This is a genomic window from Rhodonellum psychrophilum GCM71 = DSM 17998, from assembly GCF_000381545.1.
In the GTDB taxonomy this organism is placed as follows: Bacteria; Bacteroidota; Bacteroidia; order Cytophagales; family Cyclobacteriaceae; genus Rhodonellum; species Rhodonellum psychrophilum.
In genome coordinates, this window is sequence record NZ_KB906677.1 from 168,587 (window position 1) to 183,071 (window position 14,485).

Annotated in this window: 13 protein-coding genes; 10 read left to right on the forward strand and 3 right to left on the reverse strand. The window is 41.9% G+C overall.

Translation table 11 applies throughout. The features are described 5' to 3' along the window. Positions 1-181 precede the first annotated feature (181 nt). Positions 182-691 (forward strand): flavodoxin domain-containing protein, encoded by a 510-nt coding sequence (locus F824_RS0110010; protein ID WP_019597749.1) that lies wholly within the window; start codon positions 182-184, stop codon positions 689-691. Between the two features lie 79 nt (positions 692-770). On the opposite strand, the gene F824_RS0110015 is transcribed toward F824_RS0110010, so the two are convergent. From F824_RS0110015 to F824_RS0110025, 3 genes are read right to left on the reverse strand one after another with little or no spacing between them, the layout of a single operon-like run. Continuing rightward, a complete protein-coding gene (locus F824_RS0110015) occupies positions 771-1,469 on the reverse strand; it encodes a tetratricopeptide repeat protein (protein WP_026333622.1) in 699 nt (232 codons plus the stop codon). A gap of 27 nt (positions 1,470-1,496) precedes the next feature. Continuing rightward, the gene (locus tag F824_RS0110020) at positions 1,497-2,906 is read right to left on the reverse strand and encodes a CCA tRNA nucleotidyltransferase (RefSeq protein WP_019597751.1); all 1,410 of its coding nucleotides are present in this window, start codon (positions 2,904-2,906) and stop codon (positions 1,497-1,499) included. Continuing rightward, positions 2,903-3,376: a hypothetical protein gene (locus F824_RS0110025; protein WP_019597752.1), complete on the reverse strand. Its 474-nt coding sequence runs from the start codon at positions 3,374-3,376 to the stop codon at positions 2,903-2,905. Before F824_RS0110025 ends, F824_RS0110020 begins: the two co-directional genes overlap by 4 nt. A gap of 635 nt (positions 3,377-4,011) precedes the next feature. On the opposite strand from F824_RS0110025, the gene F824_RS0110030 reads away from it, so the two are divergent. From F824_RS0110030 to lepB, 9 genes are all read left to right on the forward strand, one after another. Further along, the gene (locus F824_RS0110030) at positions 4,012-5,460 is read left to right on the forward strand and encodes a M48 family metalloprotease (protein WP_026333623.1); all 1,449 of its coding nucleotides are present in this window, start codon (positions 4,012-4,014) and stop codon (positions 5,458-5,460) included. A 358-nt stretch (positions 5,461-5,818) separates the two neighbouring features. Then, positions 5,819-7,438, forward strand: coding sequence for a CTP synthase (locus F824_RS0110035; RefSeq protein ID WP_019597754.1), 1,620 nt, complete (start codon positions 5,819-5,821; stop codon positions 7,436-7,438). A 112-nt stretch (positions 7,439-7,550) separates the two neighbouring features. Further along, a complete protein-coding gene (gene yidC, locus F824_RS0110040; RefSeq protein ID WP_019597755.1) occupies positions 7,551-9,350 on the forward strand; it encodes a membrane protein insertase YidC in 1,800 nt (599 codons plus the stop codon). 186 nt (positions 9,351-9,536) lie between these two features. Continuing rightward, on the forward strand, positions 9,537-10,220 hold the full coding sequence (locus F824_RS0110045) for a metal-dependent hydrolase (RefSeq protein ID WP_019597756.1): 684 nt from the start codon (positions 9,537-9,539) through the stop codon (positions 10,218-10,220). Positions 10,221-10,229: 9 nt separating this feature from the next. Next, positions 10,230-11,009: a ParA family protein gene (locus F824_RS0110050; protein ID WP_019597757.1), complete on the forward strand. Its 780-nt coding sequence runs from the start codon at positions 10,230-10,232 to the stop codon at positions 11,007-11,009. A gap of 10 nt (positions 11,010-11,019) precedes the next feature. Continuing rightward, positions 11,020-11,937, forward strand: coding sequence for a ParB/RepB/Spo0J family partition protein (locus F824_RS0110055; RefSeq protein WP_019597758.1), 918 nt, complete (start codon positions 11,020-11,022; stop codon positions 11,935-11,937). Positions 11,938-11,991: 54 nt separating this feature from the next. Further along, the gene (locus F824_RS0110060; RefSeq protein ID WP_051107554.1) at positions 11,992-12,543 is read left to right on the forward strand and encodes a DUF5683 domain-containing protein; all 552 of its coding nucleotides are present in this window, start codon (positions 11,992-11,994) and stop codon (positions 12,541-12,543) included. 3 nt (positions 12,544-12,546) lie between these two features. Then, entirely contained in the window at positions 12,547-13,278 is a 732-nt protein-coding gene (gene dapB / locus F824_RS0110065) for a 4-hydroxy-tetrahydrodipicolinate reductase (protein ID WP_019597760.1), read from the forward strand. A gap of 5 nt (positions 13,279-13,283) precedes the next feature. Next, complete coding sequence (lepB, locus tag F824_RS0110070; RefSeq protein WP_019597761.1) at positions 13,284-14,360, forward strand: signal peptidase I; 1,077 nt, start codon at positions 13,284-13,286, stop codon at positions 14,358-14,360. Positions 14,361-14,485 lie beyond the last annotated feature (125 nt).

The window sequence follows — 14,485 nt, forward strand, 5'->3', positions numbered from 1 at the left end:
AAATGCCTATTCCAAACTTCATGTTGATTAAGGAATCATTTACTGGATATTAATTTTTATTAACATGAACAAAAAAACACCAAAACATCCAAGCAAAAAAACAATTCAAATTAAAACCTGATCGGAATCATCCTTAAAATGATGCAAAATCCCCAAATTCAAGTGATCAAATAAACAGAAGATGAAGACACTCCTCATTTTTGGCTCCAAAACAGGTGGTACCACCAAGATCGTCAAGACCATTCAAAAAAGGATCGGAATGGAAAATTGTGATCTGGTGGATTTGAATGACAACCCAAAACCAAGCCTTGAAATATACAATATCATTGTCATCGGAGGTCCAATCTATGCCGGCAAACTTTTGGCCTCGGTGCAAAAATACATCTCCGAAAACTCAAGGGAGCTGTTGACCAAACCTTTGGCCATATTTACCTGCGGAATGAATGAACCCAATTATCAATCGCAATTGGAAAATGCTTTTCCCGAGAATCTAAAAAGCCATAGCTTTTACCGCGGGACTCTTGGCGGAGAATATGATTTTGAAAAATTGAATTGGTTCGAACGTTTTATGGTCAAGAGCATAAGCGGCATCAAAACATCCATGCAACATTATAAAATGGAGGAAATCGATCGTCTTGTGAATCAAATTTCTGAAATTGAAAAATCCCACAAAGACATTGAGAACACCTAGTTTCATCACAAAACCATCTGATCCGCATGTATTTGTGGGAATTGAAAATCTTTGGACATCCTTGGAAGTCAGCCCAGAATTATAATCCCTTCAGGTTTAATACTGCCAATTCAAAATCCGGGCTAAGCTCCAATGCCTGTTCAAAAGCCGTCTTGGCCTCCGCCTTGCTGCCTTGATCCAAATACACCAAACCCTTTAAATTCAAAGCTGCAGCCTTGACAGACACCTCTTGGGTGGAATCATCCTCTTTGGGAAAGCCCAATTTCTGCTCATTGGATTTTGTGTTTTTGACCAACATGTTGATGGAATTCAAAGCCTCCTCATATCTTTTTAGGGAATACTGCAAATAGGCAGTTTTGTAAAGGCTGAAAATATCATCATTCAAAAGATACAATCTTTCAAACTGTGGCAGGGCGCGGTCCAATGCCCCCAATTGTTCCAAGGAATAGGCAGCCACTTCCAATGCCGGAATGCTTTTGTCATTTTTCTCCAAGGCATCCAATGCCGCCACTGCTGCGGAACCATATTGGTTGGTTTCAAAATAAAGAGAAGCCAGCAATTCAGGGTAGCGGGCATTCGTTGGATTTCTATCCATCAACTCAAACAACTTCACTCTCGCGACTACAACATCATTGTAACGGAGCGCCATTTGATAGATTTTCTGGTCTGTTTCATTGCGCTTGCGCGATGACTCCGGCTCATCAGCCGGGACTTGTTGTGCCATTACAGTTGATCCTGTTATGAAAAACAACAGGATCAAGGTTTTCATTGTATTCATCGGGTTTCGGTTTAGCATTTGTTAATCTTATTTCAGTTTTTTCAGAACGGCTAATTTATGCAATAAGTCCATTGCTTCCTCTTTATTATTTTGGATTTGCCCCTCCAAAATGGCTTCTTTTATTTCTTCTTTAAGTTCACCCACGATTTTGGAAGGTTCCAAGCCAAACATCTGCATGATTTCTTCTCCGGAGACTGGCGGTTGGAAATTCCGGACGTGATCCGAGGACTCCACTTCGATGATCTTCTGCTCTACTTTATCAAAATTCGCCAGGTATTTGACGACCTTATTGTTGTTTTTGGAAGTCACATCAGCGCGGCACAGTTTCATCAGGTCATCGATGTCATCTCCCGCATCGAAAAGCAATCTGCGGATGGCGGAATCGGTCACCTTATCACTGACCAAAGCGATGGGTCTGAGGTGTAACCTGACCAACTTTTGGACGTACTTCATCCGTTCATCCATTGGCAATTTCATTCTTCTGAAAATTCCCGGGGTCAATCTGGCGCCTTTGTCTTCGTGTCCATGAAAAGTCCATCCCACTTTTTCGTTGAAACGTTTGGTAGCAGGCTTGGCGATATCGTGTATGATGGCCGCCCACCTGAGCCAGAGGTTGTCCGTGGTGGTGGAGATATTGTCCAGCACTTGGAGGGTATGGTAGAAATTGTCCTTATGGGATTTATCCCCTACTGAATCCACACCTTGGAGCGCCACCATTTCCGGGAAAAACTGGTGCAGCAAATTACTGGCAAAAAGCAATTTAAATCCATAGGACGGCTTGTCCACCAGGATCATTTTATTCAACTCATCGATGATTCGCTCTGCCGAAATAATGGAAAGCCTCTCCGCATTTTTAATGATGCTGTCGAAGGTATCAGGATCAATGTCAAAATTCAATTGGGAAGCAAATCTTATCGCCCGCATCATCCGCAAGGGATCATCCGAAAAAGTGACGTTGGGATCCGTAGGGGTTTTAATCACTTTCCTTTTGATGTCTTTCATCCCCTCAAAAGGATCGATCATTTCCCCGAAATTATGTGCGTTGACCGAAATGGCCATGGCGTTGATCGTGAAATCCCTACGTTCCTGATCCTCCTGAAGTGTCCCATCCTCAACCAGAGGCTTTCTTGAATCGGCTCTGTAGGATTCCTTTCGGGCTCCGACAAATTCAACCTCCCAATCATCCAATTTGATCATGGCAGTGCCAAAGTTCTTGAAAACCGACAGGGGAACATGTTGCTCAAAACTTTCAGCAACCTTGGTAGCCAGTGCGATTCCGCTGCCAACACAGACAAAATCGATGTCCTTGCTTTCCCTTTTGAGGATCAAATCCCGAACATACCCGCCCACTACATAAGTCTCCAGACCCAATTCATCCGCACATCTTCCGACGCGATGAAAAATATCAACCTGGTCCAGCTTGTCTTTTAAATTCATCCTTTCAATATTTTGATATCCCCATCAGGGCTCAAAAAAATCTCCTTGGTCCCACCGCTCAGGAGCGGAAAATATTCCTCGGTTTCAAAATCAAATTCCTTTGCCTTCGATTTCTGAACGACCATAGGTTGGCCAAAAGCAAATAGCAATTTGTTCCAGTAGGATTGCTTGATCATTGAAAACTTTACTTTCCCATCCTTTATGGGTCCATTTTTCAAAACCCTATTGACAGGGGTGTGGTAGATGGTGGGTTTGCTGGCAAATTCTATCACATCCAAGGAAACCTCCGAAAACTGTTCTACCAAAGTCCTGATCTGGAAAAGATCAAAAATAAGAAAAGTACCATCTGTCTGATCCAGGTCTTCCTTCCACTGCGATGGGACAATCAGTTCAATACCTTCTCCGTGACCTTCCTTGATGGTGACACGACCCTTTTCCTTCAATACTTTGACAACTGCGCTAATTTCCACTTTTCTGATTTTTTGCCAAAAATACGGGAGATAATCGAGAGGATCGCATTTTTGGGAAGATAGTTATCGATAAGATGGTTTTTTTTCATGTTGGAAAGTCTTTTAAAGGGGCTTGTCTTTCACTTTGAAAAAATAAATTGACTAAGCCGCAAAGGAAAAATTGTTGTTGGTGAAAAATTTAAAATCTTTAACTGATACTGGGCGCAGTATTCCACCACGCCTTCCTATCCTTCGGATATGTAATTCGAATCACAAAAACAATCTCTTGAAGTCGTTATTCGTTTTTGCCTTAACCATTGGAAATGGCTTATCGCAAGAAGCATTCAAGAATGAATTCACCAATATTTGGGTGTAGTAGGAACTATACCCAGCGGCGGATTAAAAGAAATTGGTTTTGGGAATTGTCCGACAGGCCTAGGTCAACTTTCTTTTTTAGAACAACTTTTATGTTCTGGACCAAAAATTGTAACGCACCCGATAAGGAATCAAAAATAATAATAAACCATCCCGTAGCAATCATTGGTAAATTGAGTGAAATTAGCAAGATTTCCTCCAAATTGGGAAGTCCCTTTTTCAAAAACCTACGACACGCAAACCTTTTGCAAGAAACTGAAAACCTTATTTATGAAAATCATATGAAAACGCATACCCTCAAAATTTCATTTGCCATGCTTTTGGGCTTGGTCCTCATCTCTGGATGTGCGCGTAATCCTGTCACGGGCAAGCGGCAAATCGTCTTGATGTCCGAAGCACAGGAAATCAGTATGGGGCAGCAATCCGATCCTGAAATCGTTGCTTTCTTTGGTGTCTACAATGACCCCGAATTGCAAAAATTCATCACCGAAAAAGGCTTGGAAATGGCGGCAGTTTCACACCGTCCCAATCTGGCCTATGAGTTTAAAATCGTGGATTCTCCGGTAATCAATGCCTTTGCGGTCCCAGGAGGATTTGTTTATTTTACCCGGGGCATCATGGCCCATTTCAACAATGAGGCTGAATTTGCAGGGGTATTGGGACATGAAATTGGTCATATTACCGCACGTCATTCCGTCATTCAACAAAGAAATGCCCTATTGGGACAAATTGGAATGATTGCAGGAATTATTCTGGTGCCCCAATTGGGTGAATTCATCGAGCCGATGTCACAAGGAATGCAACTCGCCTTACTGAGTTTTGGAAGAGATGCTGAGCGACAATCGGATAAGCTTGGCGTAGAATATTCCTCGCGTATCGGATATGATGCGACCGAAATGGCTGGCTTTTTTGAGACCCTTGAGCGGAAACAAGCTGAAGGTGGTGGAAGCGAAATTCCTGAGTTTTTGTCGACACACCCCTCTCCGGTGGAGCGTAACGCAACAGTTGCCAAACTGGCCGAGGATTGGAAGAAAAAACTGGATTTGGAAGATCCAAAAATCAATCGTGAAAGCTACTTAAGAAGAATTGAAGGCTTGGTCTTTGGAGAAGACCCAAAGCAGGGTTTTGTGGAAGCAAACGTTTTTTATCATCCTGTCTTGAAATTCCAATTCCCGATCCCAACAGGCTGGAATCACCAAAACACACCCCAACAAGTACAGATGGCACCAAAAAGCGGTGATGCCATCATGATGCTAAGCCTCGCGGCAGGAAAATCACTGGATGAAGCAGCAAGACAAATATTGGAACAATACAAACTGGAAGTGGTGGAATCGAAAAAAGAAACCGTCAATGGACTTTCCGCAATCACAATGATTGCGGATCAAAAACAAGAGGATGGCAACACCATAAGAGTGCTTTCCTATTTGATCCAGTTTGAAAATTACATCTACAACATCATGGGCGTATCCGAACTTGGGAAATTCTCAAATTACCAGCAGGCCTTTACCGGCACGATGCGTAACTTCAAAGAACTGAAGGATTCGGAAAAATTAAACAGAAAACCAGATGTGGTGAGAATCAAAACAGTAGTCAATCCAATGACTTTGGAAGCGGCTTTGCTCAGCTTCAGAATGCCAAAAGAAAAGTTAAACGAGCTGGCTATTCTGAATGGAATGGATCTGAATGACAGATTGACAAAAGGAACTTTGATCAAGGTAATTGATAAATAAGATTGTATAAAGAATCATCAGAAATAAAATCAGCCTCCTTCTAATCTTATTAGAAGGAGGTATTTTTTTTTAAATGAATCTTTATTTTACGCCAAATGCGTGGTCTATCAACCAAATCACTCTTCATTTTCACTGACAGGAAATTCGATCGATAAAATTCAAAGGAAAGAAAACCATCAAATTTCAGCCCTCAATACTTCAATAATAAGAGCTAAACTTCAAGAATCTTTGGAACTTGAAAACTAGACCTTTGCCATGGAAAACAAAATTTTAATCCAAATCACCGATCTCAAACCAATAATTTTACCTAATTTTGTATCCCATAAGAATTTAAACAAAATCTTATCTCTCCATTCTTATGGCATCATCCACCAAATACATCTTTATTACCGGAGGCGTAACCTCCTCACTTGGAAAAGGCATAATTGCCGCTTCTTTGGCCAAATTACTACAAGCCAAAGGTTTTCGGGTAACCATCCAGAAATTTGATCCGTATCTGAACATCGACCCGGGAACACTCAATCCTTATGAACATGGGGAATGTTATGTCACCGAAGATGGCGCTGAAACCGATTTGGATTTGGGCCACTACGAAAGATTCCTAAATACCCCAACTTCCCAGGCGAACAATGTCACCACGGGGAAGATCTACAACAATGTCATCACCAAGGAAAGAAAAGGCGAATATTTGGGCAAAACCGTTCAAGTAATCCCTCATATCACAGACGAAATCAAACATAATTTTTTCAAATTGGGTGAAGAGGGCAAATACGATGTCATCCTTACCGAAATCGGTGGATGTGTAGGAGATATCGAATCCCTTCCATTCATCGAGGCCGTAAGACAAGCGAAATGGGAATTGGGCCCCAGTAATTTTTTGGTCGTCCACCTGACGCTAATCCCCTATTTGTCTGCGGCAAAAGAACTCAAAACCAAACCAACCCAGCATTCAGTAAAACAACTGTTGGAAGCGGGCATTCAGCCCGACATCTTGGTGTGCAGGACAGAACATCATTTGCCACTTGAAGTCAAAAAGAAACTTTCGCTTTTCTGCAACGTGCAGTTGAATTGCGTGATAGAAGCGATGGATGCCGAAACCATCTACGATGTTCCTCTTTTGATGAAAAAAGAGAAATTGGATGAGAGGGTGATGACCAAATTGAAACTCACCTCCAAGACCAATACGGATCTGGAACAATGGAAAGATTTCTTGGGGAGACTAAAAAACCCAACGCAGGAAGTCACTATTGGCTTGGTGGGGAAATATGTTTCCTTGCCGGATGCTTACAAATCCATCATCGAATCCTTCGTGCATGCAGGTGCTGCTTGCGAATGCAAAGTGAATTTGGTCTTGATTTCCTCTGAAGAAATCCATCCGGAAACCATTGAAAAAAGATTTGAAGAACTGGATGGAATACTGGTTGCCCCAGGTTTTGGAGAGCGGGGACTTGAAGGTAAGATAGAAACTGTTAGATTTGCCCGCGAAAACAAAATTCCATTCTTTGGGATTTGTCTGGGAATGCAAGTTGCCGTCATTGAATTTGCCAGAAATGTATTGGGTTTAAAGGAAGCCAGCAGCACAGAAATGGACCCTTACAATCCATATCCTGTGATTGCCTTGATGGAAGAACAAAAAAATGTTGATCAATTGGGTGGAACCATGCGTTTAGGTTCTTATCCTTGTGAACTCAAAAAAGGCAGTAAAGCAGAAAAGGCTTACGGAAAGACCAAAATTCAGGAAAGACATAGGCATCGTTATGAGTTCAATAATAAATTCCTGAAAGATTTTCAGGAAAAGGGAATGATGGCTTCGGGCATTAACCCCGACACTGATTTAGTTGAAATTATGGAATTGAAGGACCATCCCTGGTTTGTAGGTACCCAATTTCATCCCGAATACAAAAGTACCGTATTGAATCCACACCCTTTGTTTGTGAGATTCATCAAGTCAACCATTGAAAATAAAAAGTTAAAATAAACCGTTTTTGCCAATCCAATTGGAAAGTAACAAAGTGAATTGCCGAATATTAATTTCTTCAGTATTCACGGAATCGCCTTCTGATTGAAATTGTCAGTATTAATTTAATATTATGGATAGAAACCAAGCGACAGGACTGATTCTCTTCGCAGCAGTACTTCTGGTGTATTCTTTTTTCTTTGCCAGCTCGCCTGAGCCACAACTTCAGGATACGACCGATCAAACCACCCAATCCAGTCCAATTGGACAAACCAGTACGGATGTGGTTTTGGAAATTCAAGAACCTGACAGTCTCATGGACATTCGGGCCCAAAATCAATTCGGTGTTTTCGCAGGATTGACAAGGGGAAATGAGGAAGAGGTAATCCTTGAAAATGACAAGATGATTGTTACTTTTTCATCAAAGGGAGCAGAGATCAAAAAAGTAATCTTGAAAGATTACTTGACCTGGGACAAAAAGCCTTTGGTTATTTTGGACGAAAACAGCTCCGAAATCAATTATCAGATTCAAACTGGAAAGGGTCTTTTGAGCCTGAATGATTTCTATTTTGTCCCCAAAACAAGCAGCCAAGATTCAGCAGGTGTAAAAACAACCAAGCTGGAATTCGTGGCCCAAGCTGGGTCTGGGAAGATTTCCAGAACCTATTCCATCAAGGATGGTACTTATTTGGTGGACAAAGCCTTGGATTTTTCAGGCCTTTCCGGACAGATAGTCGATTCCAAAGTGAATATACTTTGGGAAGACCGACTGGTCAAACAAGAAGAGGATATCGAAGAATCGAGAAGAAAAACCAATATAAATTTCTATACCGTCGCTGGCGATTATGATTATCTCAGTCTGACAAGTGATTCGGCTGAGGACAGGGTAACAGACCCCGTCAAATGGGTCAGCTTTAGCCAGCGGTTTTTCACCTCAAGTATCATTGCCGATAGTCAATTCAACGAAGCAGACTTGAACCAGGTAACGCCAAAAGACACCTTGTCTGTCAAAAATGTGAAAGCCGCATTGGTTCTTCCATTGGAAAACGGTCAGGCCAATGTTACTTATTTCTTCGGTCCCAACAATTACAAACTCCTGAAAACGATCACTCCCGGTTTTGAGAAAAACGTGGACATGGGTTATTTCTTTGTAAGCTGGGTCAACAAATACATTATCGTGAATCTTTTCCAATTTTTGGAGCAATATTTCACCAATTACGGTATCATCATCATTTTGATCGTTCTGATCATCAAGATTTTCCTTTTCCCATTGACCTACAAATCCTACGTGGGCATGGCGAAAATGAGGGTGATCAAACCTGAAATCGATGAGTTGAAGGAGAAATACAAGGATGATCCCACCAAGCAACAACAAGAGCAAATGAAACTCTTTGGTCAATTGGGGGTAAGTCCGATCAGTGGCTGTTTGCCAATGGTTCTGCAAATGCCTTTCCTGTTTGCGATGTTCTTTTTCTTCCCCAATTCCATTGAATTGAGACAGGAGTCCTTCCTTTGGGCACATGATCTTTCGACCTATGACTCCATCATCAGATTGCCTTTCACCATCCCATTCTATGGATCGCATGTGAGTTTATTTACCTTGTTGATGACAGTTTCGCAGATCGCCTACACCCGATTCAACAATCAGCTGACTGCGGCCACTGGACCGATGAAAAACCTTGGCTACATTATGCCGATCGGCTTTATGTTTGTGCTGAACTCTTTCCCGGCAGCACTAAGTTTCTACTATTTTGTCTCCAATATGGTCACTTTCGGTCAGCAGGCATTGATAAAATTGTTCGTGGACGATGCCAAAATCAGGGAGAAAGTAGAAAAAAGCAAAATCAAAAATGTCAACAAAAAGAAATCCACTTTCCAACAAAAATTGGAGGATGCGATGAAGTCGGCAGAAGCAAGCAAAAAGAAAAAATAAACAGCCAAAGGGACCTCAAAAGGGTCCCTTTTTTTATAGGCTATAGGCGGATTTCCGAGGCAAAAACCCTGGTGGAACGGTGAGGTTTTCAGTCTATCCACAACGGACTGTGGAAAACATTTTGTTTACGCTAAAATTATAAATGATATATTTGCCAATAAGCAAAATCAGGAATACCAAAGGACCATGATCAAAATCACTTATTATGGACATTCTTCTTTTTTGTTGGAGATCGGGGATAAAAGAATAGTTTTCGACCCTTTTTTCCGTTCTAACCCAAAAGCGTCCCATATTGATATCAATGAAATCAGGCCGGATTACGTTCTGGTTTCCCATGGACACAATGACCATGTGGAAGACGTGGAATTTCTTGTCAATTCTACAGATGCAGTATTGGTTTCCAATTTTGAGATCGTGAATTGGTTTGCCGAAAAAGGCGTCAAAAACCACCACTCCATGAACCATGGAGGAAGTAAGGTTTTTGATTTTGGGAAAGTAAAATATGTGAATGCTATTCACAGCAGTACACTTCCCGACGGAACTTCGGGTGGAAATCCGGGAGGATTTGTAATAAAATCCGAAAAGGGCTGTTTTTACTTTGCAGGAGATACTGCCCTGAGTTATGACATGAAATTGATCAAAGAAGAATTCGATTTGGATTTTGCTTTTTTGCCGATTGGAGACAATTACACGATGGGAATGGAAGATGCGATAAAAGCAGCTGATTTTGTAGGCACGGACAAAATAATTGGGATGCATTACAACACCTTTCCTGACATTGAAATCGACCTTGAGAATGCAAAAAAAGTGGCATTACAGGCCGGAAAAGAGTTGATTTTGCTTAATATTGGAGAAACTATTACCCTTTGATTGGAAATAATGGGAAAAATAATTGCAATAGCCAACCAAAAAGGAGGCGTAGGAAAAACGACAACAGCAATGAACCTAGCAGCCAGTTTGGCTGTATTGGAATACAAAACGCTGGTGATCGATGCCGACCCTCAGGCCAATACCACCTCCGGTCTTGGACACGACCCAAAGGAAATAGAAGTCAGCATATATGAATGCATGGTGGATGGAATTGATATTTCCACCATCATCCGCAAAACCTCCATGGATCACCTAGACCTTGTTCCTTCCCATATTGATTTGGTGGGTGCAGAAGTCGAGATGATCAATTTGGACAACAGGGAGGAGAAGATGAAAGCGGTCATCTCAAAAATAAAAGACCTTTATGATTTCATCATCATTGATTGCTCACCCTCATTGGGATTGATCACGATCAATGCCTTGACGGCTGCCAACTCGGTGATTATACCAGTTCAATGTGAATATTTTGCCTTGGAAGGATTGGGGAAATTACTCAATACCATCAAAATCATTCAGACGCGTCTCAATCCAGACTTGGAAATTGAAGGGATTTTATTGACCATGTACGATGTCCGACTGAGACTTTCCAACCAAGTAGTGGAAGAAGTCCGGATGCATTTCAAGAATTTGGTATTCAACACGATCATTCCCCGGAACGTCAGGTTGAGCGAAGCGCCAAGTTTTGGACTTCCAGCCATCGCCTTTGATGCAGATGGAAAAGGGGCTATTGCCTATCTCAATCTTGCCGGCGAAATCGCAGCCAAGAACAGTATAGAAAAAGTTAAATAAATCGATTCGTATGGCTGACAAAAAACCGATGCAAAGAAAGAGCGCGCTTGGAAGAGGCTTGGGAGCTTTGTTGGAGGATTCTCCGTTAAAAAACAAACCGCAGGAGCTTTTGCCCAGCAATCCCATGGCAGGGGTTTTTGAGATTGACTTGTCAAATATTCAAGTCAATCCCTATCAGCCTAGGATGTATTTTGACAAAGATTCCCTTCAGGAACTTGCAGACTCCATAAAAATACAAGGCATTATCCAACCCATTACCGTCAGAAGACTGAGTGAAGGTGAATATCAGTTGATCTCGGGAGAGCGCCGTTTTCAAGCCTGTAAAATGGCGGGATTGGAAAAAATTCCAGCTTATGTCAGACTTGCCAACGATCAGCAAATGCTGGAAATGGCCCTTATCGAAAATATTCAACGTGAAAACCTGAATGCACTCGAAATTGCCCATTCCTACCAGCGCTTGTTGGCTGAATGCAACCTGAAACAGGAAGAATTGGGAGAACGTGTTGGGAAAAACAGGACGACTGTCAACAACTACCTTCGCTTGCTGAAACTCCCTCCGGATATCCAGGCGGGAATACGGGACCAGAAAATAACAATGGGCCACGCGAGAGCCTTGATCAATATCGAAGATATTGACAAACAGCTGGAACTATACAAACGGACGATTGAAGAGGAATTGAGTGTGAGAAAAGTGGAAGCACTTGTCAAAAACCTCAATGAAGGACAGAACGAAAAGCCGAAAGAGAAGGAACCCGCTATAGACCCTGTAAGGAAATATGAAATCGGGAAAATCCAACACCGTTTGGCCAGTCATTTCGGATCTAAGGTCCAATTGAAATCCGATGCCAAAAACAAAGGTGAAATCAAAATCCCATTTCGGTCCACCGAAGATCTAAATAGAATTTTGGAAATTCTTGAAATTATCTAAGAAGTGAAATCCTTCAATTCCACCCCATTCCCATTTGACAATCCCAAATCAAAGATGAGCCCTCTCCTCCTTGCTTTCCTGTTGTTTATGGGAATTTTTTTTTGCCACAGTTCCTTTGCACAGGAAGCCGCTGAAGAAGACCCCATAATATTGCGGGATAGGAGTATCAAAGACCCAAAAACAGCCACTATCCTTTCGGCAGTATTACCGGGAGCGGGGCAGGTTTATAATGAAAAGGTATGGAAAGTCCCCATCATTTATGGAGGGATCATCACCAATGCTTATTTTGCGGAGTTCAACAACAGGCGATACAAAGTGTTCAGAAAGGCTTTGTTTGCCTTGGACCGGCAGGAACCAAACCCTGCATTCCCAAATCTAAACAGGGATGCATTGGTGAGAAATGTCAACTATTGGCGGAAAAACAGGGACCTGGTCTTTGTTTTCTTTGGCATTATTTACGCACTCAATATCATTGATGCCCAAGTAGATGCCCATTTATCCGGATTTGACATCAGTGATGACCTGACATTGAAACTGGAACCTTCTTTTGAATCCCATTCGGCTGGGGGAAATACATTTGGAATGTCATTAAAATTAAAATTTTAGAATATGAAAATATTGTTGTTGGGGTATGGGAAAATGGGCAAGATCATAGAAGAAATTGCAGTGTCCCGTGGTCACCAAATTATAGGAAAAATTAACATCGACAACCGGGCAGAACTGGAACAGATCCAAGCGCAAAACGTAGATGTAATCATTGAATTCAGTCAACCGGAAGCCGCCATTTCCAATATTCGCTGGGGCTTGGAACGGGGAATCCCTGTTGTTTCGGGCACAACAGGTTGGATGGAAAAGAAACCGGAAATTGAAAAGTTGACAGCTGACAAGGAAGGGACATTTTTTTATGCCTCCAACTTCAGTATTGGTGTCAATGTGTTTTTCAAGGTCAATCAATACTTGGCGCAGTTAATGGATGAACAGTCGGACTACAAAGTAAGCATTGAGGAAATCCACCATACTGAGAAAAAAGATGCCCCAAGTGGCACTGCGATCACACTTGCAGAGGATATCGTCAAGAACATCGACAGACTGAGCCAATGGGAATTGACTGAGGAAAAACCAATGCCGAAGGATGCCTTGCCGATCACTTCCAAAAGGATTGATCCAGCTCCTGGAACCCACATCATCCGCTATCAATCTGAAATCGATGATATCGAAATCACCCATACCGCCCATAGCCGAAAAGGATTTGCCCTTGGGGCAGTTTTGGTGGCAGAATGGATTAAAGACAAAAAAGGATTACTTACAATGGATGATTTCCTATCTTTCCGAAATTTTTGAAGAAAATGACAAAAGAAAAAAAGAAAAAATCGGCTTCCCGTGAATGGGTAGATGCCTTGATTTTTGCAGTAGTCGCTGCCAGTTTGATCAGATGGCTCTTGCTTGAGCCTTTTACCATTCCCACGGCTTCCATGGAAAAATCCCTTTTGGTAGGGGATTTCCTTTTTGTAAGTAAAATGCATTATGGGACACGTGTCCCAAGGACCATTCTCCAAGTCCCACTGACCCATCAGAAAATTTGGGGAACAGATTTGAAATCCTATTCTGAATTGATCAAATTGCCCTACTACAGACTTCCTGGATTTACCTCGGTAAAAAGAGACGATGTGGTGGTTTTCAACTGGCCTGCGGAATTTGAATTCCCCGTAGACCTGAAGACCAATTATATCAAGAGAGCGGTGGCCATTCCTGGAGACATCATCGAAATCAGAAAATCACAGTTGTACATCAACGGTGAAATTGGAGCCAATCCAGAGGAAATGCAGTTTTCTTACGACGTACTTTCCAATAGGACATTGACCATTGATTTTTTTAAGGAGTATGGCATCAATCAGGACAGCTTTTATCCCTTTGCCAATAATTCGGGTTACATGGTCTTTGCCACTGAGGAAATGGTATCCAGGTTGAAAAGCTCACCCGCCGTATCTTCCATCACAAAAAGGTTGGATTTGGAAGATTATGGAGACCCGAGGGTTTTTCCTGATGGCGCATATTTTGGATGGAACAAGGACTTCTATGGTCCTTTGGAAATTCCTGCCAAAGGATGGACAATCGAATTGACGAAAGACAATATTGCCAAATATGCATTTACCATCGAAAAATACGAGGGGCATGAATCCGTCACCATACAGGACAATGAAATCCTCATCGATGGCCAAAAAGTGGATACTTACACGTTCAGACAGGATTATTATTTCATGATGGGTGACAATAGACATGACTCACTCGATTCAAGGTATTGGGGATTTGTCCCCGAAGACCATATCGTAGGCAAAGCGTGGTTCCTCTGGTTGTCCTTGGACAAACATGAATCTATGTTCAACAAAATCCGATGGAGCAGGTTTTTTAACGCTATAAATTAACGTCTATTGAAATCTTTGTCAAAAAAAACACCCTTGGTTACTTCCATAGGTGTTTTTTTTGTAATTCTTTGTCTCAAAACCCAAAACCTTCCGGGTTTAAACCAATCAAATTCTAAATATCCCAA

Bases quoted from the DNA above. Each gene is read 5' to 3' on its own strand.
- F824_RS0110010 (WP_019597749.1), top strand. From the start codon at position 182: ATGAAGACACTCCTCATTTTTGGCTCCAAAACAGGTGGTACCACCAAG.
- F824_RS0110015 (WP_026333622.1), bottom strand. From the start codon at position 1,469: ATGAATACAATGAAAACCTTGATCCTGTTGTTTTTCATAACAGGATCA.
- F824_RS0110020 (WP_019597751.1), bottom strand. From the start codon at position 2,906: ATGAATTTAAAAGACAAGCTGGACCAGGTTGATATTTTTCATCGCGTC.
- F824_RS0110030 (WP_026333623.1), top strand. From the start codon at position 4,012: ATGAAAACGCATACCCTCAAAATTTCATTTGCCATGCTTTTGGGCTTG.
- F824_RS0110035 (WP_019597754.1), top strand. From the start codon at position 5,819: ATGGCATCATCCACCAAATACATCTTTATTACCGGAGGCGTAACCTCC.
- yidC (WP_019597755.1), top strand. From the start codon at position 7,551: ATGGATAGAAACCAAGCGACAGGACTGATTCTCTTCGCAGCAGTACTT.
- F824_RS0110045 (WP_019597756.1), top strand. From the start codon at position 9,537: ATGATCAAAATCACTTATTATGGACATTCTTCTTTTTTGTTGGAGATC.
- F824_RS0110050 (WP_019597757.1), top strand. From the start codon at position 10,230: ATGGGAAAAATAATTGCAATAGCCAACCAAAAAGGAGGCGTAGGAAAA.
- F824_RS0110055 (WP_019597758.1), top strand. From the start codon at position 11,020: ATGGCTGACAAAAAACCGATGCAAAGAAAGAGCGCGCTTGGAAGAGGC.
- F824_RS0110060 (WP_051107554.1), top strand. From the start codon at position 11,992: ATGAGCCCTCTCCTCCTTGCTTTCCTGTTGTTTATGGGAATTTTTTTT.
- dapB (WP_019597760.1), top strand. From the start codon at position 12,547: ATGAAAATATTGTTGTTGGGGTATGGGAAAATGGGCAAGATCATAGAA.
- lepB (WP_019597761.1), top strand. From the start codon at position 13,284: ATGACAAAAGAAAAAAAGAAAAAATCGGCTTCCCGTGAATGGGTAGAT.